This is a genomic window from Vreelandella zhaodongensis, from assembly GCF_013415115.1.
In the GTDB taxonomy this organism is placed as follows: domain Bacteria; phylum Pseudomonadota; class Gammaproteobacteria; order Pseudomonadales; family Halomonadaceae; genus Vreelandella; species Vreelandella zhaodongensis.
Window position 1 is genome coordinate 221,045 of sequence record NZ_JACCDD010000006.1, and the last position, 24,489, is coordinate 245,533.

27 protein-coding genes are annotated in these 24,489 nt (G+C 52.4%); 24 read left to right on the top strand and 3 right to left on the bottom strand.

The genetic code is table 11. From position 1 onward, the window contains the following. Positions 1-33 precede the first annotated feature (33 nt). The 3 genes from HZS79_RS12170 (at position 34) to HZS79_RS12180 (ending at position 1,368) form a co-directional block, all read left to right on the top strand. Complete coding sequence (locus tag HZS79_RS12170; RefSeq protein WP_179928018.1) at positions 34-375, top strand: 5-carboxymethyl-2-hydroxymuconate Delta-isomerase; 342 nt, start codon at positions 34-36, stop codon at positions 373-375. Between the two features lie 79 nt (positions 376-454). After that, positions 455-691: an SH3 domain-containing protein gene (locus tag HZS79_RS16975; RefSeq protein WP_218927992.1), complete on the top strand. Its 237-nt coding sequence runs from the start codon at positions 455-457 to the stop codon at positions 689-691. 176 nt (positions 692-867) lie between these two features. Continuing rightward, positions 868-1,368 carry an AAA family ATPase gene (locus HZS79_RS12180; protein WP_179928019.1) on the top strand — a complete coding sequence of 167 codons (501 nt, stop codon included), beginning with the start codon at positions 868-870 and terminating at the stop codon, positions 1,366-1,368. Between the two features lie 85 nt (positions 1,369-1,453). On the opposite strand, the gene HZS79_RS12185 is transcribed toward HZS79_RS12180, so the two are convergent. Continuing rightward, complete coding sequence (locus HZS79_RS12185) at positions 1,454-1,666, bottom strand: glutathione binding-like protein (protein ID WP_281373499.1); 213 nt, start codon at positions 1,664-1,666, stop codon at positions 1,454-1,456. 70 nt (positions 1,667-1,736) lie between these two features. Between HZS79_RS12185 and HZS79_RS12190 the strand changes: the two genes are divergently transcribed. From HZS79_RS12190 to bla, 3 genes are all read left to right on the top strand, one after another. Next, positions 1,737-2,054, top strand: a complete 318-nt coding sequence (locus HZS79_RS12190) for an antibiotic biosynthesis monooxygenase family protein (protein WP_179928065.1) — start codon at positions 1,737-1,739, stop codon at positions 2,052-2,054. After that, the gene (locus HZS79_RS12195; protein ID WP_340159023.1) at positions 2,038-2,625 is read left to right on the top strand and encodes a GrpB family protein; all 588 of its coding nucleotides are present in this window, start codon (positions 2,038-2,040) and stop codon (positions 2,623-2,625) included. The genes HZS79_RS12190 and HZS79_RS12195 overlap by 17 nt, the downstream gene beginning before the upstream one ends. 68 nt (positions 2,626-2,693) lie before the next feature. Continuing rightward, the gene (gene bla / locus HZS79_RS12200; protein ID WP_371829571.1) at positions 2,694-3,575 is read left to right on the top strand and encodes a class A beta-lactamase; all 882 of its coding nucleotides are present in this window, start codon (positions 2,694-2,696) and stop codon (positions 3,573-3,575) included. Positions 3,576-3,673: 98 nt separating this feature from the next. Here bla and HZS79_RS12205 read toward each other — a convergent pair whose 3' ends face one another. After that, positions 3,674-5,020, bottom strand: a complete 1,347-nt coding sequence (locus tag HZS79_RS12205) for an erythromycin esterase family protein (protein WP_179928021.1) — start codon at positions 5,018-5,020, stop codon at positions 3,674-3,676. Positions 5,021-5,196: 176 nt separating this feature from the next. On the opposite strand from HZS79_RS12205, the gene HZS79_RS12210 reads away from it, so the two are divergent. Next, positions 5,197-5,649 (top strand): GNAT family N-acetyltransferase, encoded by a 453-nt coding sequence (locus tag HZS79_RS12210; protein ID WP_179928022.1) that lies wholly within the window; start codon positions 5,197-5,199, stop codon positions 5,647-5,649. 36 nt (positions 5,650-5,685) lie between these two features. On the opposite strand, the gene HZS79_RS12215 is transcribed toward HZS79_RS12210, so the two are convergent. Next, complete coding sequence (locus HZS79_RS12215; RefSeq protein ID WP_179928023.1) at positions 5,686-6,573, bottom strand: LysR substrate-binding domain-containing protein; 888 nt, start codon at positions 6,571-6,573, stop codon at positions 5,686-5,688. A gap of 173 nt (positions 6,574-6,746) precedes the next feature. Between HZS79_RS12215 and leuC the strand changes: the two genes are divergently transcribed. From leuC to HZS79_RS12300, 17 genes are all read left to right on the top strand, one after another. Next, the gene (gene leuC / locus HZS79_RS12220) at positions 6,747-8,198 is read left to right on the top strand and encodes a 3-isopropylmalate dehydratase large subunit (protein ID WP_162219857.1); all 1,452 of its coding nucleotides are present in this window, start codon (positions 6,747-6,749) and stop codon (positions 8,196-8,198) included. A gap of 3 nt (positions 8,199-8,201) precedes the next feature. Next, complete coding sequence (gene leuD, locus HZS79_RS12225) at positions 8,202-8,849, top strand: 3-isopropylmalate dehydratase small subunit (RefSeq protein ID WP_179928024.1); 648 nt, start codon at positions 8,202-8,204, stop codon at positions 8,847-8,849. A gap of 42 nt (positions 8,850-8,891) precedes the next feature. Then, on the top strand, positions 8,892-9,971 hold the full coding sequence (gene leuB / locus HZS79_RS12230) for a 3-isopropylmalate dehydrogenase (protein ID WP_179928025.1): 1,080 nt from the start codon (positions 8,892-8,894) through the stop codon (positions 9,969-9,971). 140 nt (positions 9,972-10,111) lie between these two features. Next, a complete protein-coding gene (gene asd / locus HZS79_RS12235; RefSeq protein ID WP_179928026.1) occupies positions 10,112-11,224 on the top strand; it encodes an aspartate-semialdehyde dehydrogenase in 1,113 nt (370 codons plus the stop codon). A gap of 168 nt (positions 11,225-11,392) precedes the next feature. Next, the gene (locus HZS79_RS12240) at positions 11,393-12,775 is read left to right on the top strand and encodes a type IV pilus assembly protein FimV (RefSeq protein WP_179928027.1); all 1,383 of its coding nucleotides are present in this window, start codon (positions 11,393-11,395) and stop codon (positions 12,773-12,775) included. A 24-nt stretch (positions 12,776-12,799) separates the two neighbouring features. Beyond that, a complete protein-coding gene (gene truA / locus HZS79_RS12245; RefSeq protein WP_162219852.1) occupies positions 12,800-13,738 on the top strand; it encodes a tRNA pseudouridine(38-40) synthase TruA in 939 nt (312 codons plus the stop codon). After that, entirely contained in the window at positions 13,735-14,361 is a 627-nt protein-coding gene (locus HZS79_RS12250; protein WP_179928028.1) for a phosphoribosylanthranilate isomerase, read from the top strand. The genes truA and HZS79_RS12250 overlap by 4 nt, the downstream gene beginning before the upstream one ends. Positions 14,362-14,445: 84 nt before the next feature. After that, positions 14,446-15,684: a tryptophan synthase subunit beta gene (gene trpB / locus HZS79_RS12255; protein ID WP_162219850.1), complete on the top strand. Its 1,239-nt coding sequence runs from the start codon at positions 14,446-14,448 to the stop codon at positions 15,682-15,684. Between the two features lie 8 nt (positions 15,685-15,692). Next, complete coding sequence (trpA, locus tag HZS79_RS12260) at positions 15,693-16,496, top strand: tryptophan synthase subunit alpha (RefSeq protein WP_162219849.1); 804 nt, start codon at positions 15,693-15,695, stop codon at positions 16,494-16,496. Positions 16,497-16,588: 92 nt separating this feature from the next. Further along, entirely contained in the window at positions 16,589-17,599 is a 1,011-nt protein-coding gene (gene accD / locus HZS79_RS12265; RefSeq protein WP_162219848.1) for an acetyl-CoA carboxylase, carboxyltransferase subunit beta, read from the top strand. Next, complete coding sequence (gene folC, locus HZS79_RS12270; protein WP_162219847.1) at positions 17,592-18,923, top strand: bifunctional tetrahydrofolate synthase/dihydrofolate synthase; 1,332 nt, start codon at positions 17,592-17,594, stop codon at positions 18,921-18,923. Before accD ends, folC begins: the two co-directional genes overlap by 8 nt. A gap of 42 nt (positions 18,924-18,965) precedes the next feature. After that, positions 18,966-19,523 (top strand): SPOR domain-containing protein, encoded by a 558-nt coding sequence (locus tag HZS79_RS12275; RefSeq protein ID WP_162219846.1) that lies wholly within the window; start codon positions 18,966-18,968, stop codon positions 19,521-19,523. A gap of 3 nt (positions 19,524-19,526) precedes the next feature. After that, complete coding sequence (locus tag HZS79_RS12280) at positions 19,527-20,114, top strand: CvpA family protein (protein WP_162219845.1); 588 nt, start codon at positions 19,527-19,529, stop codon at positions 20,112-20,114. Positions 20,115-20,287: 173 nt separating this feature from the next. Continuing rightward, positions 20,288-21,811, top strand: coding sequence for an amidophosphoribosyltransferase (gene purF, locus HZS79_RS12285; RefSeq protein WP_162219844.1), 1,524 nt, complete (start codon positions 20,288-20,290; stop codon positions 21,809-21,811). A gap of 46 nt (positions 21,812-21,857) precedes the next feature. Beyond that, on the top strand, positions 21,858-23,057 hold the full coding sequence (locus tag HZS79_RS12290; protein ID WP_162219843.1) for an O-succinylhomoserine sulfhydrylase: 1,200 nt from the start codon (positions 21,858-21,860) through the stop codon (positions 23,055-23,057). Positions 23,058-23,254: 197 nt separating this feature from the next. Then, positions 23,255-23,812 carry a cytochrome b gene (locus HZS79_RS12295; protein WP_179928029.1) on the top strand — a complete coding sequence of 186 codons (558 nt, stop codon included), beginning with the start codon at positions 23,255-23,257 and terminating at the stop codon, positions 23,810-23,812. A gap of 70 nt (positions 23,813-23,882) precedes the next feature. After that, positions 23,883-24,467, top strand: a complete 585-nt coding sequence (locus HZS79_RS12300; RefSeq protein ID WP_162219841.1) for a YceI family protein — start codon at positions 23,883-23,885, stop codon at positions 24,465-24,467. The last annotated feature ends 22 nt before the right edge of the window (positions 24,468-24,489 follow it).

The following is a 24,489-nucleotide window of genomic DNA, read 5'->3' on the forward strand; positions in this document are numbered from 1 at the left end:
CGTATTAACAGCGTTATATTTTTGGAGTAGTTCGTGCCACATTGCATTGTTGAACATTCAGCTTCATTGGACGGCGAGTTGATCTTGCCATTGGTATTTTCAGGTGCCATGAAGTCGGCGCTATTTGAGGCTGATGGCAGTGACATAAAAGTAAGGTCAATCGCTTACCAACGCTACCTGACGGGGCAGGCCGCGTCAGACTTTGTTCATGTGGTGTTAAAAATTCTGGCAGGTAGAACGCTTGAACAGAAACAGATGCTTTCAACGTCAGTATTAGCGAAGCTCAAAAAACTTGAGCTTCCACGTTGTTCGTTAACCGTCGAGGTTGTGGATATTGAGCGTGCCAGTTATTCAAAGTGGGTTAGTGAGTCATAGCTAGATGAGGCATGTGGCCACTACAATGCTCACAAGTTCGTACATCTTAAACGGGCGTTAATCAGAATTAGAGAACCATATGAGCACTAAGAAATATCTCGTTGTTAGTCCACATGAAAGTGAGTTTCCTAACCCAATCACCTTCAGAAAAGGTGACTCTCTTGTTGTTGGCGAGGAGTATGAGGGAGCTGAAGAGTGGGATAACTGGTTCTTCTGCAGTTCTCCCGGGCAGGAACCAGGCTGGGTGCCTGGGCAAGTTATTGAGCGACAGGAAGGTTCAGTTGGGCGTGCACGTGATAACTACACAGCTAGATAGCTTAATGTGCTGGCAGGTGAACTGCTAATGGGTAAACGGATGTTGAACGGCTGGTTATGGTGTGAAAAACCTACCAGTACAGAATCGGGGTGGGTTCCATTAGAGAATTTGGAAGAGGCTGTGGAGTAGTGTCCAAGGCCGCGCGTGCAGCCTGCATTGTTCATAAGGAGCAAGCAGTGAGTTCTTACGGAACGTTGATATTCTTCTGTGGAAAGATGGGCGCTGGGAAAAGCATGTTGTCTGCAAGTATTGCTCGTGAGCGCGGAGCGGTGCTTTTTTCAGAAGACGAATGGTTAGCTGCTCTTTTCCCTGGCGACATCAATAATTTCAACGACTACATCAGTTACTCATCACGCCTTAAGCCATTGCTCAGAACACATGTTGAGCAAATACTCATGGCCGGTACCACTGTGGTTCTCGACTTCCCCGGCAACACTAGGAAGCAAAGGGCATGGTTCAAGGATATATACTCGCAATGCCAGATACCTCACGAACTGCACTATGTGGTGGCGGATGATGAGATTTGTCTAAAACAGCTGAAACAGCGGCAAAAGGAACAACCTGAACGAGCACAGTTCGACACTGAGGAGGTCTTCAGGATGGTGACGGGTTACTTTGAGCCACCCGAAGAATCAGAGGGGTTCAATATCTTAATGGTAGAGCGGGAGCTCGCATAACGCTGTCGACCTCTCTTTAAGCGTTCGTCGAAAGTTAAACTGCTTACATGAGGGCAAGCAATGTCACCAGCTTGCCCTCAGAAGCTTACTCTTCTGTGATCGGAGTGTGGCTCGGTTGAGACGCTACCCGATTCAGCCATCGGCAAACGTTGGGATAATCTGACAATGTGAATCCGCCATCTTCTGCTGCATGGGTATAGGCGAAGAGGGCGATATCCGCGATGGTGTAGCGATCTGCGACGAACCAGTCATGTTGTGCCAAGTGATCGTCCATTACCGCTAGTGCTTCGCGCCCCAGTTCTTGTTTTCCTGCGAGCTATAAAGGTTAGCTGCACATCGATTTTGAGGTGATTATGAAAGAAATTGCTATGACAGAAATCGCCAACACACCAGAGCCTCCTTACTATGCGGTTATTTTCAGCAGCCATCGTACGGATGTGGCCGAGGGATATGCGGAAATGGCTGACCGAATGGTGGCACTCGCATCAGAGCAACCAGGGTTTCTGGGTATTGAGACTGCCAGGGAGGGGGTGGGCATTACGGTATCTTACTGGAAAAGCCTCGAGGCGATTAGCCATTGGAAAAGGAACGCTGAGCACCGAGAGGCCCAGCGACTTGGCCACGAACGGTGGTATTCCAGCTTTCGGGTTAGGGTGGCGAAGGTTGAACGTGAATACGGTATTTAACCATAGCGCTATGTTGCAAGGGCTAGTAAAGATGGATGAAGAGGAATCCCTAGAGAGAGCGATTGATGAGGAAGTGGTGATCCTCCCCTATGACGCGAAATGGCAACGAATATTCGAGGAGGAGCGAGATCGTCTGTTGCATTTGCTTCCAGGTGATTTTTTGGCGGTCGAGCACTTTGGTAGCACGGCCGTACCAGGCCTTGCTGCCAAGCCGGTTATCGATATCTTGGCAGGTGTGGATTCGATGTCACGTGCTGATGAATTAATGGAGCCGTTGTGCCATGCAAGCTATGCAACATCGATGGAGTTCAATGCCTCGTTAGTTGGTCGGCGTTGGCTTATGCGGTGGGCCGAGGGGCGTAGAACGCATCATTTACACCTCATGGTCTACGGTAGTCGAGAATGGGATCAGCGTTTGGCATTTCGGAACATACTTCGCACCCATCCTGAGCTAGCCCAGCGGTATGAGAAGAATAAGCGGTTATGGGCAGCAGAATTCCGGTTAGATAGAGAAGCATATACGGCTGCCAAAGCAGGTTTTATCCTGCAGGCATTGAAAAATGCAGCATAACTAGCCCAGGCTAAGTGGCTGCTTGTACCTGTCGCTATAAATTTTGTGATTTAAAAAGGATGATGGGAATGGATGGTAAACAACGAGTTTCGAGCTGGGTTTTATCGGTTTGCTTAATAGCTGTTCCGTCTGTATTGATGGCTCAGGATGATAAGTTACTTACAGAAGTTGGCCGTATAGAGAGTCAGCTTGATGCACGTGTTGGTTTTGCAGCACATGACCTGGAAACAGGGCAGCGCTGGGAATACAACGCAGACCAGCTGTTTGCGATGTCCAGTACATTTAAAACCTTAGCGTGTGCATCACTGCTTCAGCGTGTTGATGAAGGGAGTGAGCAACTCGAAAGACGAGTGGAGGTGACTGCTTCTGATCTCGTCACTTACTCACCAGTTACCGAGGCGTATGCGGATAATCGGGAGATCTCGCTCTTTGAACTCTGTGAAGCCACGATGACAACCAGCGATAACACGGCGGCTAACCTGATTCTACAGGCGGTTGGTGGACCACAGGCCGTGACGGAGTTTGTTAGAGAGCTGGGGGATAGTGTTACGCGCTTGGATCGTTGGGAGACAGAGCTAAACGAGGCTGTTCCAAGTGATGAGCGTGATACCACCACGCCCAATGCAATGGTTAATAACCTTGAGAAGCTGGTAGTGGGGAATATGCTAGCGCCTCCATCTAAAAAACAATTGCGCGAGTGGTTAGTGAATAATGAAGTTGCTGATGGCTTGTTTAGATCACAAATGCCTGAAGAGTGGGTGATTGGGGATCGAACGGGTGCAGGTGGTTTCGGTTCGCGAGCGATAACTGCTGTTATATGGCCGACACAGCGAGAGCCTATTATCGTGGCATTTTATATCACCGAAACTACCGCATCATTTGAGGACAGAAACACTGCGATAGCTGAACTGGGAGGTGTGATCAGAGACGTGGTGGAAGCGAACAGGTGATTGCATTGTGGCCCTTAGTCAGTATTCACGTTTTCGGTCGATACTGAGGCGGTACCAGGACTTAAAGAATGTAGGTGGTGTTTTAAAGAAAAGCCCTCTTACAAGGGCTTTAGTGCTTGGGTCTCGTCAACATAAATAAAGCTGTCGTAACGGCGCGTCAGGATGGTAGGCACATAGGCTTCGTTAGGAGGACGATAGATCACGCCAATGGCGCGTTGATGGCGCGGCGTTAGCAAATCTCCTTGCCGAGCAGCATCATCAAACACAAACAGGCCCTGGGTAATCCCGCTTTGGTGCAGCAAGCCTTCATAGCTTTCTGGGTGTGCGGGTATAACCGTCATCTCTCGTTGTTCGCCTCCCCAGTCCGAGCTGGCGATAACGCTGCCTTGGTTAGTCCCAAAGCCAACAATGAAAACATTGTCTTCGCCTTCACTAGCACGCAGTAGATGCCCGATATTGACCTCGCCGCGATGACTCATACCAGTGGCTGATGAATCCCCTACATGGGTATTGTGCGCCCATACGATTCCTCGGCTTTCTTCACCGTGGCGCTTGGCTAGCCGCAAAAGTGCTTCATGCATAAAGCGGGCGCGGGCGTTCCAGGATTCCGGCCCTTGCTGCGTGGCACCATGAAATTGCGCTTCTGCACGTTTGGCGACTAAGGCATTTTCGCGAGCCACCCAGGTCGCTTTATCGGCGTCTGCCGGGGTGCCATCTAACTGGTCGTGCAGTAGCTCGGCGGCAAGCGCCATCTGGTTGTTGAGACGTTCTCCACCGTGCACTAGGTGTTGAGCATAACCACGGAATGCTTCTGGGAAGTCGAGTATACGGCGGTAGGCATCAGCCACCTGTGGGTAGTTGCTGGTGTCGTTGTGCTGGAACCAGTCCAACACATGTTCCATAGAGTCTTGAGGGTCTTGCATATCAATGCCAAAAACACCTACCCGCTGTTCCATGGGCAGTTCGGCGTTGTGGGTGCGCAACCAGTCTAGGAAGTCCGCAAAGTCCTCATTGACCCACATCCAACGGGGCCAGCGAATAGAGTGGTTGCGCAGCAGTGCGCGGGCATCTATCGCGGCATTGTCTCCAGCAGCGTCACGCAGCTTCACGAAGTCGTTTAGCTGATAAATGGCATTCCAATCACCCTCGACAGCAATAAATGAGAAGCCGTGGTTGGTTATTAGCTCACGGGATATTTTGGCGCGCCAGTAATAGTATTCGTGAGTTCCGTGGGTCGATTCACCCAGCAGCACGAAGCGGCGCTCACCGATGGCGTCATACAATGGGGAGAGGTGTTCGGGGTCAGAGAGAGGGAGAACATTGTCTGCAAAAAAGTCGCGAGTATGTTGCTCCGACGCGGGTGCTTGAGTAGCAGTGAAAGTAAAGACCAGCATCAATAGCAACGGCCAACGCCTTATTGATTGCTTTGGTTTGCAGCACATCATCAATCCTCCTGTGATTAATCTGCAGAGACGGCTTGCTCCCATACGCTCATTTTTACCACCATTTGCCGTGTATGACATTCTTTGGGTGTTTACCGGAAGCGGCATGGTTCATGGCGTGCTACTTACGTGTGCCGTATTCTTATCATAGAAAATTGAGTAATAAGGAGTGTATGCGGATGGGGCTGCACTATCGAAAAACGCAAAGCGATGATGTAAGCGCACTTTTCGAGGTGCGTGGGAAAACTCGTGAGAACCCAATTTCCATACAGCAGCTTGCGCAAATGGGGATTACTCATGCTGCAATTGTTGCAGGGTTTGAATCTGGTGAGTGGTTCGGCTGGGTGTGTGTGAGCCAAGAGCGCGTTGTTGGGTTTTGTACCGCTGATATGGCGACGGGAGAAGTGTTGGTACTCGCAGTGTTAGCCGATTTCGAAGGGAAGGGGGTTGGCAAACAGTTGCTCGGTAACGTGGTTGACCAACTCCAGCGCAGCGGTGCAAATCCAATTTGGCTAGCCGCCGATAGCAATGCAGGCGTTCGTGCTCACGGTTTTTACCGGCAGTTGGGGTGGGTGCCTACAGGTGAGGTATTAGAGAATGGTGATGAAATTTTAGAGTGGCGCTTAACATAATAATGTCGAAGGTGCCGCTGTGTGGTGCTCATGCGCTTACACGCGGGTGCTTTCCAGTTCTTCAATCATTTTTCTGGCAGCGTTGGAAAGCGTGCGGTTGGTGTGAACGAGGTAGCCCAGCGGGCGATGGATGGGCGCGGTGTCGACGTCTAGCTCGACGAGCTCACTATCGATCATGTTTTCGGGTAGTAGGCTCCAACCAAGGCCCACGCTGCACATCATTTTCAACGTTTCTAAATAGTTCGTCGCCATGCTGACGGGAAGCTGTAGGCCTGCTTCGGAAAAGCGCTGGCCAATCAGGGTGCGGGTGAAGGTTTTTGCACCTGGCAGCACGCAATTGAATTCACATAATTCAGCTAGGCTGAGTGGGGCGCGGTGGTGACAGCTACGTTGAGCGAGTGGGTGGTCGGTAGCGCATACAACGCACAGCCGGTCGCGCCATAGCTCTACGACGTGAAGCTGTTCAATGGGGTGAGGGGCAAGGGTGACGATCGCCATTTCCAATGTGCCGTCTACGACGCCTTGGTAAGCCAGTTCGGAATCCAGAAAATGAAGGTCCAGCGCCACTTCTGGATGCCGTTGAGTGTACTGCTTCAATAGTGGTGGCAAGCGGTGCAGGCCGATATGGTGGCTGGTGGCTAGAGTGAGTTTACCACCTACTTGGCCGGAAAGGTTGGCGAGTGCGCGGCGGCTATCTTCTACCGTGAACAGTATGTGCTGGGCTTTGGGCAGCAGTACATTGCCCGCTTCGGTAAGCGCGATGCGCCGCCCGATACGGTCAAATAACCGCGTGCCCAGCAGATCCTCCAGGGTGGCGATGCGTTTGCTCACCGCGGGCTGTGTTAAATAGAGCTGTTCCGCCGCGCGGGAGAAGCTTTGGGTTTCGGCAACGGCCAGAAACGCTTGCAGGCTTTGGGTATCCACTTGCAGCTCCCTGAATAGGTATCTCTTAATAAGTATTCCAGTTTGGAATCTAATCTATGAATAACATGAATTGCTTTTATGTGCGACTCGCGTGACACTGCTGGTATCGCACTATTAAGCAGCACGTAGAGGCTGCTATACCGAACTAGCAGGGCAATGCCCAGGAGAGCAACATGTCAGGTCAAACGCTTTACGACAAACTCTGGAACCAGCACTTGGTGAAGCAGCGTGACGATGGCACTGCGTTGATTTACATCGATCGCCAACTGCTGCACGAAGTCACCTCGCCACAGGCGTTTGAGGGTCTGCGTTTAGCTAATCGTAAGCCCTGGCGTTTGGATGCCAACTTGGCAACGCCTGATCACAACGTACCCACGACGGTAAAAGAGCGTGCTGAAGGCAACAGTGGTATTAAAGACCCCGTATCGTTAATTCAGGTGCAAACCCTGGACGATAACTGCCTTGAGTACGGTATCGAAGAGTTCAAAATCAACGACCCTCGCCAAGGTATTGTCCACGTGGTAGGTCCAGAGCAGGGCGCAACCTTGCCGGGTATGACCGTTGTGTGCGGCGACTCCCACACCGCAACCCACGGCGCGTTTGGTGCCTTGGCCCACGGTATTGGCACCTCGGAAGTTGAACACGTGCTGGCTACCCAATGCCTGCTGGCGCAGAAAATGAAGAATATGCAGGTACGCGTGGAAGGTGAGCTTGGTCTGGGCGTTACCGCTAAAGACGTGGTACTGGCGATTATCGGCGAAATTGGTACCGCTGGTGGCACGGGCTACGCCATTGAGTTTGCAGGCAGTGCCATTGCGTCTCTCTCCATGGAAGGCCGTATGACCGTGTGCAACATGGCCATTGAAGCCGGTGCCCGTGTGGGGCTGATTGCAGTGGACGACACCACCATTGACTACCTTGCCGAGCGCCCCTTTGCACCTACGGCGGAGCAGTGGGATGCCGCCGTAGCCGACTGGCGTCAGCTGGTTTCTGATGCCGACGCACAGTTTGATAAGGTGGTAACGCTTAAGGCTGAAGATATCGAGCCCCAGGTAAGCTGGGGCACCAGCCCTGAAATGGTCACTGGTATTTCCGGCCAAGTGCCGGACCCCCAGGCGGCGAAGGATGAGACGGTACAGCGTAGTCACGCCCGCGCACTGGAATACATGGGCCTGCAGGCGAATCAAAAAATTACCGATATCAAGCTTGATAAAGTATTTATCGGTTCCTGCACTAACTCGCGTATTGAAGACTTACGCGAAGCCGCCAAAGTGGCTAAAGGCAAGAAAGTGGCTGACTCTATCCAGCTGGCAATGGTCGTGCCTGGGTCTGGCTTGGTGAAGCGCCAAGCGGAAGCGGAAGGCCTTGATAAAATCTTTACTGAGGCAGGTTTTGAGTGGCGCGAGCCGGGTTGCTCCATGTGTTTGGCGATGAATGCGGACAAGTTAGGTGCTGGTGAGCACTGCGCATCGACCTCTAACCGCAATTTCGAAGGTCGTCAGGGTTACGGTGGGCGTACGCATTTGGTTAGCCCTGCCATGGCAGCGGCGGCCGCTATTGCTGGTCACTTTGTTGATGTGCGCACCTTGCCCGCTAACGATGCCAACCACGCCCAGGAGGCCTAGATCATGAAAAAGTTTGAACGTTTTGAAGGTGTGGTAGCGCCGCTTGATCGGGCTAACGTCGACACCGACTTGATTATTCCGAAGCAGTTTTTGAAATCCATCAAACGAACAGGGTTCGGCGTAAACCTGTTTGATGAACTGCGCTATTTAGATGAAGGTCAGCCAGGACAGGACTGCTCACAGCGTCCGCTGAACCCTGATTTTGTATTGAACCAGCCGCGTTATCAGGGCGCGGAAGTGTTGCTGGCGCGGCGTAACTTTGGCTGCGGAAGCTCCCGTGAACATGCTCCGTGGGCGCTGGAAGATTTTGGCTTTAAAGTTGTCATTGCGCCAAGCTTTGCGGACATCTTCTACAACAACGCCTTTAAGAATGGCATCTTGCTAATCACCCTGGCGGAAGAGGAAGTAGACCGTCTGTTTGCTGAAGCAGAGGCTCGAGAAGGGTATCAACTCGATGTCGATTTAGAGAATCAGCGGGTGATTACTCCCAGCGGTGAGATTCTTGAGTTTGAGGTGGATGAGTTCCGCAAGCACTGCTTGCTAAATGGCTTGGACGATATTGGTATTACACTTCAAGATGAAGACGCTATTCGCCGCTTCGAAGAGAAGCATCGCCGGCAGCGTCCATGGTTGTTCCGTCAGCCTGCGTAAGTGTTAATCCACCTTTAACGTTTGAAATGCTAAGGAAATTGCATGACTCATAAGGTATTACTGCTGCCGGGTGATGGTATCGGCCCTGAAATTGCAGCCCAGGCGGCTCGTTTACTGAAGGCTTGCCAGGAAGCTGGCTTGGACATCGAGGTTGAAGAAGGTCTTGTCGGTGGCTCCGCCTATGATGTTCATGGTGAACCATTGCCTGCTGAAACCCTTGATAAAGCCAAAGCAGCCAGCGCTATTTTGCTGGGCGCTGTGGGCGGTCCTAAGTGGGACAAGCTCGAAGACCTTTCCAAGCGTCCTGAAAAAGGTCTGCTAGGTCTGCGTAAAAACCTGGGTTTGTTCGGCAACCTGCGCCCGGCGATGCTCTATCCGCAGCTGGCTAGCGCCTCTAGCTTGAAGCCGGAACTAGTGGCTGGGCTGGATATTATGATTGTCCGTGAGCTTACCGGTGGCATTTATTTCGGCCAGCCACGTGGCATTGAAGAGCGTAACGGCGAGCGGGTAGGTTTTAACACCTACATCTACTCTGAAAGCGAAATTGAGCGTATTGGTCGCGTTGCCTTTGAAATGGCTCAGAAGCGTGGCAAAAAACTCTGCTCGGTAGATAAAGCCAATGTGCTTGAAGTCACTATTTTGTGGCGTGAGGTGATGGAGCGTTTGGCACCGGAGTATCCGGATGTTGAGCTTTCTCATATGTATGTGGATAACGCTGCCATGCAGCTGGTGCGCGCGCCGAAACAGTTTGATGTGGTAGTGACGGGCAACATGTTTGGCGATATTCTTTCTGATGCGGCGGCTATGCTGACCGGCTCCATTGGTATGTTGCCGTCTGCATCCCTAAACGAAAGTGGCCAGGGCATGTACGAGCCTTGCCACGGTAGCGCGCCGGATATCGCCGGGCAGAATGTCGCTAATCCATTGGCCATGATGCTGTCTGTTGCGATGATGCTGCGCTATTCATTGAATGAAACCGCGATGGCTGAGCGCATTGAAGCTGCCGTGGGCAGTGTATTGGATGATGGTCTGCGGACAGCAGATATCGCTTCTGAAGGCACGCGCCGTGTGTCGACGGTTGAGATGGGTGATGCGGTATTAGCGGCGTTCGCAAAAAATTAAATTATGTATAAAGCGTGCTAACTAATTGACGCTTAAAGGTATTAAAGGTCGGCCACCCTTGGGTGGCCGACGTTGTGTCTGATATTTGTCGTTAATATTTGTGTATAATATCGCTCTCATTCTTAGTTGGAGGACTTCACATGTTGAAAGTCGGTTTCGTGGGATGGCGTGGCATGGTTGGCTCGGTGCTGATGCAGCGCATGCAGGAAGATGGTGATTTTAACGGCATTGAGCCGGTGTTCTTCACCACCTCCCAAGTTGGTCAGCCAGGCCCCGATATCGGCGTGGACGTACCTCCGCTGAAAGATGCGTTTGATATTGATGCGTTGAAAGCACTGGACGTAGTGGTTACCTGTCAAGGTGGCGATTACACCAAGCCTGTTTATAAAGATTTGCGCGAGGCGGGCTGGAAAGGCTACTGGATTGATGCGGCCAGTACCCTGCGCATGGAAGACGAAGCGACCATTATTCTTGATCCGGTTAATCGCAACGTCATTGACGCACAGCTAGCGAAAGGTGCGAAAACCTTTGTAGGTGGTAACTGTACTGTCAGCTTGATGCTGATGGGCTTGGGCGGTCTGTTTGAAGCCGACATGGTCGAGTGGATGACCTCCATGACCTACCAGGCCGCTTCTGGCTCAGGCGCCAAGCACATGCGCGAGCTGCTGAACCAAATGGGCCATCTGCGTGACAGCGTAGGCGAAGAGCTTAAAGACACCTCTAGCGCGATTCTGGATATTGACCGTAAAGTGACTGCCGCTATGCGCAGTGGTGATTTCCCCACAGATAATTTCGGTGCACCGCTAGCGGGTAGCCTACTGCCCTGGATCGATACCAAGCTTGATAACGGCCAAAGCCGCGAAGAGTGGAAGGGTAGTGTTGAGACCAACAAGATTTTAGGTCTCGAAAACAACCCGATCCCCATCGATGGTCTTTGCGTGCGCATTGGTGCCATGCGTTCTCACAGCCAAGCGTTTACCATCAAGTTGAAGCAGGATGTGCCGCTTGACGAGATTGAAGAGCGTATTGCCAAGCACAATGAGTGGGTCAAGCTGATCCCGAACGACAAAGATGCCACGGTTGCCGGTCTTACACCTGCCGCAGCTACGGGTACGTTGCAAGTGCCGGTCGGTCGCTTACGCAAGCTAAATATGGGCGGTGAGTACCTGTCTGCATTCAGCGTTGGTGACCAGCTGTTATGGGGTGCTGCCGAGCCGCTGAAGCGTATGCTGAAAATCCTACGCGAGCAGTAAGCATCACAACATAAACGCATTGGCGTTAAAACAAACGGGAAGCTGTTAACAGCTTCCCGTTTTTTTATTCTCACGATGTGATAAAAAGGACGAATATTGCTCTATGGCTAAGTAAATGTAAGAAAGTGTTGCTTGGCCACCTCTAAATAAAAGGCGGCAGAGGCCTTTATGAAAAAACAGCTAACAGGGATGTTAGGGCTATCGCTGAGCGCTATTAGCCCGCTGGTAGTGGCTCTTGGACTGGGCCAGGCAACGGTAACGTCGCCCTTGGGTGCGCCACTTGAAGCAACCGTGCCACTTCAGGAAAGTGAGCGTTTCGCACTGAGTGATCTGCATGTAGAGGTGGCTGATGAGTCGACGTTTAAGTCGTTAGGGCTGGAATGGACGCCCTTGGCGGCAAAGGTGAGTGTTCAAATCCAAGAGCAGCTGGACGGGCACCGATTGCTACTGAGCTCTGCCCAGGCGGTGGTTGAGCCGTGGTTGGACCTATTGCTGAAGGTCGCTTCGCCTGAAGGGCAGCAAACCCACGCGCTGACACTGCTATTTGACCCACCAGATTATTCAGCCATTGCCCAGCCTAGTGCAAGCGACACGGTTTTGGTGGCACGTGGCGATACGCTTTGGGGCGTTGCAACACGGGTGAAGCCAGAGGGTGTCTCCACTCAGCAAATGATGCTGGCGCTGTTGGATGCCAATCCTGATGCCTTTCCTTCGGGTAGTGCTGATGACATTCGAGCTGGGCAGACGCTCAACGTGCCTCCACGCTATCAAGCCGTATCGCGGACGCCGAACGAAGCCACCCAAGCTCTTCAAACGGTGCGTCAACCGGCAGTGAGGCAAGCTTCTTTGCTGCCTAATGAGCCCGCTGCACCCTCCGCAGCATCAAGCTCTGAAGCTAGCCCAGCGTCAGCCGACCATAACCGTGAGCTGGCGAGCGATGCGTTTAGTGATCTGGCGGAACAGCTGCTGGATGGCCAGGCGAAAATGCAGCAGGTAGCAGAAGAGCGCGAGCAGTCATATCGAGATATACAGCAAGAGTTAGCCGCGCTAAGCCAAGAGATTGCTACGCAAAGCCAAGAGATGGCTACGCTGACCCAGGCGTTTAACGACGCACAGCGTGGTGTTCAGCCTTCCGCTGAGATAGCGGTCTCTCATGACGAAAACGCGGCGATGCTCAGCAGCTCTCCGAGTATTGTTGATCGTATAGCCGCGTACCAATGGCCGCTTGCTAGCATTGCGCTAGGGCTTCTATTAGCGGCATTAGTAGGGTTACGCAAGCGGCGCGAGCGGCAGTGGGAAAATGTGTCCACCACTGCCGTCTTGCATACCGCGCCAGTAGCGCCCGTGACACCGCCACCTGTCGATGACATTACGGCAGAAACAGCGGCAGAAAAAGTGCCGGTTAGCAACGAGCCAGAGTTGGCAGTGGAGCCAGGGCGAATGCCTGATGCAGCGCTAAGTGGGGAGCCGCCGTGCACTCGAGCTGAAGAGCAGTGGGAGATTGAAGAGGTGGCATTCGAGCCGCGACGTCGGGATAATGGCACTCCTTAAACATCTTCTATGTGACGTGGCTTAATGACGCTGTTTTACCACTTTGACGAAACACAGCCCCTGGCGGGGCGCCTGGCAATGGGCATTGAGTACGATGGTACGCGCTTTTGCGGCTTTCAGCGTTTAAAACACGCGGCTTCTGTTCAGCAAGCAGTCGAGGATGCCCTGGAAAAAGTAGCCAGTGCGCCGGTGCGTATTCATGCCAGTGGCCGAACCGACTCTGGTGTGCATGCCACGCGTCAGGTGATTCATTTTGACCCGCCTGTTCAGCGCACTGAAAAAGCTTGGATTTTTGGTAGTAATACCAACCTTCCCAGGGACGTTGCCGTGCGCTGGGTAAAGCCAGTGTCTGATGACTTCCATTCACGGCTGGGCGCGCTGGGTCGACGTTATCGCTACATCCTGCTCAACCAAATCAGCCGTCCGGTGCTAGAGCGCCATAACGTGACCTGGTGTCGAGACCCGCTAGACGCGGATGCTATGCATCGCGCGGCGCAAGCCTTGGTGGGCGAACATGATTTTAGCAGTTTCCGAGCGGCGGGCTGTCAGTCCAAAACGCCTTGGCGGCAGATGCACTTTGTAGACGTAAAACGCTACGGCCCAATAGTGGTCATTGATATTCAGGGCAATGCTTTTTTGCACCATATGATTCGCAATATTGCCGGGGCATTGGTCAGCGTGGGTCGTGGGGCTCAGGATGAAGGGCATATCGAACGTCTGCTGGCGATTAAAAACCGTCGCAAAGGCGATGTGACCGCGCCTGCCTGTGGACTGCACTTCGTTGACTCTATTTACGATGAGCGTTTTGACCTGCCAAAAGAGCCATTAGGCCCTAACCTGCTTGCATTTACCGGCGAGTGGACGGGGGAGCGTGCGTTGCCTGATAACCCGCGTATTGCAGCAAGGCGTAAGTTGACGTTTAAAAAGCAGGACGCTTCAGAGCACCAGGAGACCTCATCATGAACCCACGTACGCGGATCAAGTTTTGTGGTTTAACGCGTCATGAGGATGTGGCGATGGCGGCATCACTGGGGGTGGATGCCGTGGGTTTTGTGATGTGGCCTAAAAGCACTCGCAGCATTACACCGGAGACCCTGGAGGCGTTAGCAGTTCGTGTGCCTGCGTTTGTGACACGGGTGGGGCTATTTGTTAATCAGCCTGCTGAACTGATTGAGCAGTGCTTGCCTTACTTGGATTTGATCCAGTTTCATGGTGATGAGTCGGCGTCGTTCTGCCATCAGTTTGGGCGGCCCTGGATTAAGGCGCTGCGTATGCGTGACGATATCGATTTGCACCACGCTGCTGCGCAGTATTCAAACGCTCAAGCGCTGCTGTTAGATGCCTATCGTCCTGGCATCCCAGGGGGAACGGGGGAGACCTTTGATTGGTCCAGAATACCCGCAACCCTAGAAAAACCTGTTATCCTGGCTGGCGGGTTAACGGCTGATAATATTGCCGCCGCTGTTAGCCAGGTAACGCCCTATGCGGTTGATGTTTCTGGTGGTATTGAGGCGTCGCCTGGTGTGAAAGACGCTGAGTTAATGGCGTCCTTTGTTAAACGAGTGGCGTTAGCCGGTAGCTGTTAAGCCTTCTCAGTTGTTATGCACCATGGGTGTTGCGACTGTTGTTAGTTCATTTATTGTTTGCCTGTTCTGGCGATCTTGTGAGGTATGCCTGTGACTGTCCCAGTGACTGAAACCAAGTTCAGCGACCTGACCCGAATGCCGGATGCCCGTGGTCATTTTGGCCCCTACGGCGGCCGGTTTGTGTCGGAAACGTTGAGCTTTGCCCTGGAAGAATTGGAGCAGACCTACCTGAGTCTGCGTGATGACCCCGACTTCCAGGCTGAGTTTGACCGTGACCTTGCCCATTATGTGGGCCGTCCATCGCCGCTTTATCATGCCGAACGATGGTCTCAGTCTTTGGGAGGCGCGCAGATTTGGCTAAAGCGTGAAGACTTAAATCACACTGGCGCCCACAAGGTTAATAACACCATCGGTCAAGCGCTGTTAGCAAAAAAAACCGGTAAGCCAAGGGTGATTGCCGAAACGGGAGCGGGCCAGCATGGGGTTGCCACGGCGACAGTAGCAGCGCGTTTAGGTCTTGAGTGTGATGTCTATATGGGCGCTACCGACGTGCAGCGCCAGAAGCTCAACGTTTACCGTATGCGCTTGCTGGGTGCACGGGTCATTCCTGTCGAGTCGGGCACACGTACCCTGAAAGATGCCATGAACGAGGCGCTGCGTGATTGGGTCACCAACGTTGATAACACGTTCTATATTATTGGCACAGTGGCTGGCCCGCATCCTTATCCGCAGCTGGTGCGTGACTTCAACGCGGTGGTGGGTCGTGAAGCACGTCGCCAGTCACTTGAACAAATTGGCCGTCTTCCTGACGCGCTAGTGGCTTGTGTAGGTGGTGGCTCTAACGCGTTGGGTCTGTTTTATCCGTTTGTCGAAGACGATGCGGTCGCTATGTACGGTGTCGAAGCCGGTGGCGATGGCGTGGAAACAGGTCGTCATGCAGCGCCGCTTTCATCGAATGCGCCGCGTGGTGTTCTGCACGGCAATCGCACTTACTTGATGTCCGATGAAGGGGGACAAGTATCGGACACACACTCAATTTCCGCTGGGCTTGATTACCCAGGTGTTGGGCCAGAGCATGCGCTATGGAAAGATGTTGGCCGAGTCAACTATGTCGCGGCGAACGATAAAGAAGTGCTGGAAGCGTTCCGCGAGCTGACACACATGGAAGGCATTATGCCAGCGTTGGAGTCTGCCCATGCGCTTGCTCATGCGAAGGTGCTGGCACCGACCATGCGTCCCGACCAGCACATTGTGGTCAACCTCTCTGGTCGTGGTGACAAAGATATCATGACCGTAGCGAACATCGACGGCATTGAGTTTTAAGGGCGACCATGAATCGTATTGACCAGCGTTTTTCCGAATTAAAAGAGCAGGGTCGTAAGGCCCTGATTCCCTACATTACCGCCGGTGATCCTGCACCTCAGTACACCGTGGGCTTTATGCATGCCCTGGTCGAAGCGGGCGCTGACATCATTGAACTTGGTGTGCCATTTTCAGACCCTATGGCCGATGGCCCAGTGATTCAAAAAGCTTGTGAGCGCGCACTCAAGCAGGGTACGCGCTTGGTTGACCTACTGGATATGGTCGCTGAGTTTCGCCAGGTGGATACTGAAACGCCTATCGTCTTGATGGGGTATCTCAACCCAATCGAGCGGATTGGTTACGAAACGTTTGCCGACAAAGCGGCAAGTGTTGGCGTTGATGGCGTGCTGGTGGTGGACATGCCGCCCGAAGAGGCTGATGAGTTCGGCCCGCTGTTAAAAGCTCGCGATTTAGCAGCGATTTTCTTGGTTGCGCCTACCACTTCACATGCTCGTGCCGCTACAATATGCGCCCACGGTGAAGGCTACCTCTATTATGTTTCGCTTAAGGGCGTTACTGGGGCTGCTACACTTAACGCTGACGATGTGGCTGAACACCTTGCGCCGCTGCGTGAAATGACCAACTTGCCGCTATGTGTTGGCTTTGGTATCCGCGATGGCGTGACGGCTGCTGAAGTCGCAAAAGTGGCGGATGGCGTGATTGTAGGCAGTGCGCTGGTAAACCGCATTGCAGAAAGCGTTGAAGCACCCGAAACCATTGCTGGTCAGCTCAAGAGCGTGCTGGCAGAAATGCGCACCGCAATGGATGCTTAAGCGTGCTCCTTCATCGTCACACTAAATTTTAACTGACGACACTCATCAAGCTTGGCGTTGCCAGGCGTTGACGTATACGGAAGCCTTTTGATATGAGCTGGTTAGACAAGATTGTGCCCTCCATGGGGCGTATCCAGCGTAAAGACCGTCGCGCCAGCGTGCCCGATGGCCTCTGGCGTAAATGTCCCAAGTGCGAAGCTGTGCTCTATCTCCCTGAGCTTGAGAAACACCACAGCGTATGTCCTAAGTGCGATCACCATTTACGGTTGACAGCACGTAAGCGCCTGGATTGGTTCCTGGATAAGCAGGGGCGGGAAGAGATTGCGGCTGAGATTGAGCCTAATGACCGCTTGAAATTCCGCGACTCCAAAAAGTATAAAGATCGTTTGACGGCTGCCCAAAAAGATACCGGCGAGAAAGATGCGCTGGTCGCCATGCGTGGTGAGCTAGATGGGCTGCCCGTTGTTGCTGTGGCCTTTGAATTTACCTTTATGGGCGGTTCGATGGGAGCGGTGGTTGGCGAGAAATTTGTTCGCGCTGCCACGATTGCACGGGAAGAGGGTATTCCGCTGATCTGTTTCGCAGCTTCTGGCGGCGCACGGATGCAGGAAGCGCTGTTCTCACTGATGCAAATGGCTAAAACCTCGGCAGCGCTTGAAAAGCTCAAGCAAGCAGGAATTCCCTATATTTCCGTGCTGACCGACCCAGTATTTGGTGGCGTATCAGCATCGCTTGCGATGCTGGGCGACCTTAATATTGCTGAGCCCAATGCTCTGATTGGTTTTGCCGGCCCGCGGGTAATTGAGCAAACAGTACGTGAAACGCTGCCGGAAGGTTTTCAGCGCAGTGAGTTCCTGCTGGAGCATGGCACGGTAGATATGATTGTGCACCGCCATGACATGCGCGCCCGTGTCGGTAGTGTACTGCGTAAGTTGACACATCAGACGGCAATCCCTGTCGAGGATATTGCGCTTGATGACGCGGCCGTTGAAGCGCCTGTCGTTGATGAAGCGCCGTTGGCCGACGCAGCAGAATCCGTTGCTACTGAAACCGATGATGCCACCAGTACTGAAAAGAGCGACGATTCTACCCGCAATGTCTAAGTCTTTAGCCTCTGACTCTATAGCCCCTAGGTCTTTATCCGAATGGCTGCACTATCTCGAGACCTTGCACCCGGTCGGGATTGATATGGGGCTTGAGCGGGTATCAGCGGTTGCCAAGCGGATGGGATTATTAAGCCGTCCGGTGGCAAAACAGGTAATTACGGTGGCAGGCACCAACGGCAAGGGGTCAACGCTTGCCATGATGGATGCTGTCGCGCGTGCTCACGGACTGCAGGTGGGAACATATACGTCGCCTCATTTGTTGCGCTATAACGAACGCGTCACAATCAACGGGCAACAAGCTGACGACCAGCAACTCGTCGCTGGTTTTTCGCATGTAGAAGCTGCCAGACTGCAGTCGCCCGAAATCAGCTTGACCTATTTTGAGGCGGGAACGCTGTGCGCCCTTTGGTGCCTAGCGAATGAAGCCTTGGATATAGCGCTGCTCGAAGTTGGTTTGGGTGGGCGATTGGATGCCATCAATATCATTGATGCGGACATTGGGATTGTCACGACAATTGCACAAGATCATGCCAACTTCTTAGGCAATGATATTGCGCAGATTGGTCGAGAAAAGGCAGGCATTTTCCGTCCTTTGCGTCCTGCGGTGCTAGGCAGTCTGTTGTTACCCAGCAGTGTAGCCGCCGCCGCAGAAGCCATCTCAGCGCCTGTTTATTGCCTAGGTGGTGCCTTTAGCCACTCTGACGAGCCCCAGGCAACCGAGGCTCAGCCAGGGGCTCGCCTGAATCAGTGGTGTTGGAGAGGGTTAACCCGAGAGGGAGGTGAGGTGTCATTAACGTCACTTCCTGATCCAGGGTTGCCAATTGACAATGCAGCGACGGCGCTCCAGGCGTTATCCCTTACCGGATTAGCGCTCGACGAAGACGCGTGTCGCCACGCGTTTCACACGGTGCAATTGCCGGGGCGCATGCAGTGGATCGGGCAGTGGTGTTTGGATGTTGGGCATAACCCCCATGCGGCTAATTATGTCGCTGAGCGCCTTTCTCAGGTGCCGGATGGGGGGAGGCAGTGGGCATTAATTGGTATGCTTAACGACAAGGATGTCGAAGGCGTGATTCGTGCTTTACTGCCCCGTATAACTGATTGGGTATGTGTCTCGCTTGATGGCGAACGTGGTCATTCAGCCACAGAGCTGGCGGCGCGGATCACATCACTGGGTGGGCATGTGCATGGTTGCGCTAACTCACCTGAAAAAGGCATGCAAATGATTGCTAAGCAGCTGTCACCAGCTGATCGGGTGCTGGTCACTGGCTCGTTTTTTACAGTGGCAGCGTTATTAGAAGAGACACTACCGCAAGCTTAATCGGCCTAACCGTTGTGCTCGCTAAGCCTGATGGAGAGGGATATGAAATACGGTAAAACGGAACGCATCAGTGGTATTGTAATTCTTTTAGCGTTATTGGCGATTTTTGTGCCGTGGCTAATGAGTGATCCTGCTCCAAGAGAGGAGCGTCCTCAACCCTCATTTGTGATTGAGCAGCCTGTTCAGGTGACGCGGCAAGATGTGCCGGCACCAGAGATGCCATCAACGGTGAATGTGCCAGCGTCTTCTGTTTCCAGCGAAAATGTATCTACTGAAGACGTTGCCTCAGCTTCACAAGAGTCTGTGGATGATAGTAATGACAGTAGCAATCAAAACTCATCTACTAGCTCGGCGCCAGCATCTACCTCGCAAGGTGAGTGGGCGGTACAGGTCGGTAGCTTTGGTGAAGCCGCCAATGCCCAGCGTTTAAGCGATCAGCTCTCTCAAGCTGGTTTTAACACTTACACGCGTGAGCGTGACAATAACTTGACGACGGTTTACGTTGGCCCTTATGCCACTTCTGACGATGGTGAGTCTGCTATGTCTATTATTAAGCAGCGTGCCAATGTTCAAGGTCTGCTTGTACGAGTAAGGGACTAACCTATGGCGCTTACCTGGATAGACGCGCTTTTCCTCGCAGTGCTGGCGCTATCAATGCTAGCAGGTTTCTTGCGTGGCTTTGTCAGAGAAGCCCTTGGTTTAGCGGCTTGGGTCGTTGCTTTGATGGTGGCGCGGGTGCTAGCGGAACCCGTTGCAGATCTAATGAGCGGCTTTATTGAAAGTTTTGATGCGCGATTGGTGCTGGCATTTATTCTGGTAATTTTTGCCGTCATCTTGCTTTGCGGCATCGTCATTCGCTTGGTTCATGCTGCGGTTGAGTGGGTTGGTATGGGGTTGCTCAACCGGGTGGCAGGGGCCGCTTTTGGCCTGGCACGAGGTGCTGTTATTTTGCTGGTGGCCACTGTGCTGATTACGCTGACGCCATTGTCTGAATTGCAGGCATGGCAGGAGGCTTCATTACGCCCCACGTTTATTGAATTACGCGACTGGGCGGTAAGTCAGCTAGACCAATGGGAGCGTGAGTTGCCGCAAGCCCCTGGGTCAATTCGCGATATTTCGTTACCGGATATACGTTCGCAAGAAGCGCTGTCTCCGCAGCCCTTTTCGCCTACGTCTGAAAATGGTGGCTAGTACGAACCAGCTAGTGACCCACTCATGAGAAGTGTTTGATTTTTTAGTTCGCAATGCACAGTGAGCCACTGTTTATCAATGCCAGTTCGCTGGAGGTAACAGTGGCTTACATCCGTTTGATGAATGTACGGGTTTGCTACGGTAAGCCATGGCACTAAAGCGAGGTAACTTGAATGTGCGGTATAGTGGGCCTTCTGGCCAAGCAGGCGGTTAATCAGGGAATCTACGATGCCCTGACCGTACTTCAGCATCGGGGCCAGGACGCTGCCGGCATGATGACTTGGAGCGAGGGACGCTTCCTACTGCGCAAGAGTAACGGCTTGGTTCGTGATGTATTTCACACTCGTCACATGGCTCGCCTTAAAGGCAATCTGGGTATTGGCCATGTACGCTATCCAACCGCAGGCTCCTCCAGCGAAGCGGAATCACAGCCGTTTTATGTTAACTCTCCCTACGGGATTGCGCTGGCGCATAACGGTAACCTGACTAACTCCGAGCAGTTAAAACAGGAGCTTTTCTCGACGGATCTGCGTCACATTAATACCAGCTCTGATTCTGAAGTATTGCTTAATGTTTTTGCCCACGAGCTGGGTAAACAGGGCCTTCATTTAGAATCCGAAGATATTTTTGATGCAATTCGTAGAGTGCACCGGCGCTGCAAAGGCGGCTACGCGGCGGTCGCGATCATCAATGGTTTTGGCATGGTGGCTTTTCGCGACCCTCATGGTATTCGCCCAGTGGTATTTGGCACCCGCGAGAGTGCCGACGGTCAAGAGGTGATGATTGCCTCTGAGTCTGTTGCGCTAGATGTGGGTGGCTTTGAGCTAGAGCGTGACCTGGCGCCAGGCGAAGCAATTTTTGTTGATATGCAGGGGCAGATCCACACCCAGGTGTGTGCTGACCGACCAGTGCTGCGCTCATGTATTTTCGAGCACGTTTACCTGGCGCGTCCTGACTCAATTTTGGATGGTGCCTACGTTTATGGCACGCGGATGCAGATGGGACGTAAATTAGGCGACCGTATCCTTAATGAGTGGCCAGATCACGACATCGACGTGGTCATCCCTATTCCTGATACATCTCGCACATCTGCCCTAGAAATGGCGCAGCATCTAGGTGTGACGTATCGCGAAGGCTTTATGAAGAACCGCTATATTGGCCGTACCTTTATTATGCCGGGACAAACTCAGCGTAAGAAATCGGTGCGCCAGAAACTAAATGCCATTGATGTCGAATTCAAAGGCAAGAATGTGCTGTTGGTGGATGACTCCATTGTGCGTGGAACTACCTGTAAACAGATCATTCAGATGGCTCGCGATGCTGGCGCTCGTAAAGTGTATTTTGCTTCAGCAGCGCCGCCGGTGCGTTACCCGAATGTCTACGGCATTGATATGCCTGCAGCAGTCGAACTGATTGCCCACGGTCGTACGGAAGATGAAGTTGGCCAGCTGATTGGCGCAGATCGCATTTTTTACCAAGATCTTGAAGACTTAAAAGATGCTTGTCGTGAAGTCAATCCTGAAATGGAGGAGTTTGACTGCTCCGTATTCGACGGTAATTACGTCACTGGCGATATAGATGACGCTTACCTGGCAGTGCTTGAAGCAAGTCGCAACGATGCGGCTAAGGACCAGAGTGCAGGGGATCATGCGTTGGTAGATATGCATAATCAAGATGATGATCTTGATGATGAGTGACGCGTATTGAAGATGCGTATTGACGTTTTGAACAAGAGGCTCAGCCATGCATGATGACAGTCACCAGGATGAGTGGTCGTTAGAGACCCTTGCTATTCGTGCGGGGCATCACCGTACATTTGAGCAAGAACACGCAGAGCCTATTTTTCCGACTTCAAGCTTTGTTTATGAAAGCGCTGCGGAAGCAGCGCGTAAGTTTGGTGGTCAAGAGCCGGGCAATGTTTACTCTCGCTTTACCAACCCGACCGTGCATACGTTTGAGCGTCGCTTAGCGGCACTTGAAGGGGGTGAGCGCTGCGTGGCTACAAGCTCTGGGATGTCCGCTATCCTGTCCACAGCGCTTGCGTTGCTGTCTTCGGGCGACGAAATCGTTGCATCGCGTTCGTTGTTTGGCTCTACCGTGAGCTTGTTTGACAAATACCTGGGTAAATTCGGTATCACGACGCGCTATGTTGAGCTGTCTAACATAGCCGCGTGGACAGAAGCCATCGGCCCGAATACCAAGCTGCTGTTTGCCGAAACCCCTTCCAACCCACTGTCTGAAGTGGCCGATATTCCAGCACTGGCTGAACTTGCTAAGCGCAGTGGCGCATGGTTGGCAATCGATAACTGCTTCTTAACGCCAGCGCTACAGCAGCCCATAGCGCTCGGTGCTGACCTTGTTATCCATTCAGCCACTAAGTATTTGGATGGTCAGGGGCGTGCTGTGGGTGGCGCTGTGGTGGGTAAACACGATGTGCTGGAAGAAGTATTTGGCGTGGTACGTACCTGCGGGCCTTGCTTGAGTCCTTTTAATGCATGGATTTTCACCAAGGGGTTAGAAACCCTCTCGCTGCGCATGGGCGCTCATTGTGAGAATGCACTGACATTGGCACGCTGGTTAGATGAGCACCCGGCTGTCAACAAGGTGTATTACAGCGGGCTAGAGGCACATCCTCAGCATGCCCTTGCCAAGCGTCAGCAGAAAGGCTTTGGTGCAGTGCTAGGTTTTGAGGTGAAAGGTGGGCAGGCGGGGGCCTGGCAAGTGATTGACGCAACGCGAATGCTGTCTATCACAGGTAATCTAGGGGACGTTAAAACGACGATTACTCACCCAGCCACTACGACGCATGGGCGTCTTTCTGATGCTCAGAAAGAAGTAGCGGGTATTACGCCAGGCCTAATTCGTGTGGCCGTCGGTTTGGAGAGCCAAGGAGATATTCAGCGTGACCTTGCTCGCGGTTTGGATACTCTGGCAGCTGGTTGAATACATCAACTATCGTCGCTATATGCCGGCCACAAGTGGCCGGCTTTTTATTACATTCTCGGCTATCAACGGTTTTTACGAATGATATGTACTGCTTTTTTCAGCAGTGTTTTGCCGAGTAAGAAGGTATGCTTCTAATATATCAGAGTGCGAACAGCAAATATTACCTAGCGTTGTTGTGAACGGGGAAATCAAGGATGTGGCGTAATACGCAAAGCGGTTGGGGTGTTGTGAGTATTCTATTTCATTGGCTAAGTGCATTAACCATTGTTGGGTTGTTTATTCTAGGCTGGTGGATGACGGATCTTGGCTACTATGATGCCTGGTATAACCAGGCACCATGGGTGCATCGCTCAATCGGTATATTGTTGATGCTGGCGACCTTTGCGCGCTTAGGGTGGCGCTTAATACAGCCGACACCTCACGCTGAAGGCAACCGCTTGGAACGTCTGGCTGCTCATGCTGGTCATATCGTTTTGTATGCATTGCTGTTATTAGTATTAATTAGCGGTTATTTGATTTCCACAGCGAATGGCAGGGGAATCAGCGTTTTTGGTTGGTTCGAAATGCCCGCTTTGTTACATGGGTTACCTAACCAAGCCCGTGTGGCAGGAGATGTGCATTGGTACAGCGCAATTGTGTTAATGGTGTTGGCGGCAGGGCACGGTGGCGTCGCGTTTATTCACCATTGGCGCTATCGACACAACACGTTGCGCCGCATGGTGAATCCTAAGCATAGCCATAAACGTCATTAATTTTTTACACATCACGTAGGAGAAGTGAGCCTATGTGATGCCTACTAAGGAAAGGAAGGAGACAATTAGTATGATGAAAAAGACAATGTTTGCTACTGCAATCGCTGCTGCAGCGTTGGTACCGCTCAGTCAAGCACAAGCGGCTGATTACCAAATTGACATCGAAGGTCAACACGCCTTTGTACAGTTTAAAATTAATCACCTGGGTTACTCCTACATCTTAGGTAGTTTCGAAGAGTTTGATGGTCAGTTTTACTATGATGCAGATGACTTAGATGCTTCATCTGTCGAAATGGAAGTTCAGGTGAACAGTCTGAATAGCAATCATGCTGAGCGTGATCGCCACTTCCTAAGCAGCGACTTCTTGAATGCCAGTGAATATCCAACAGCCACCTTTGTCTCGACTGGCTTTGAGTCAACCGGAGATAATGAAGGCATTGTGACCGGTGATCTGACACTCCATGGAGAGACTCAAGAAATTGAAATGCCGGTAACTCTGATGGGTGAAGGCGATGACCCCTGGGGTAACTACCGCGCAGGTTTCGAAGGTAGCACGATGTTGACGCTAAGTGACTTTGGTATCGATATGAGTGACTTCCCTGAGTCTATGCGCGAGCTAGAGCTTTATGTGACGTTTGAAGGCATTCGTCAGTAAGTCAATGCATTAATAATGCGCC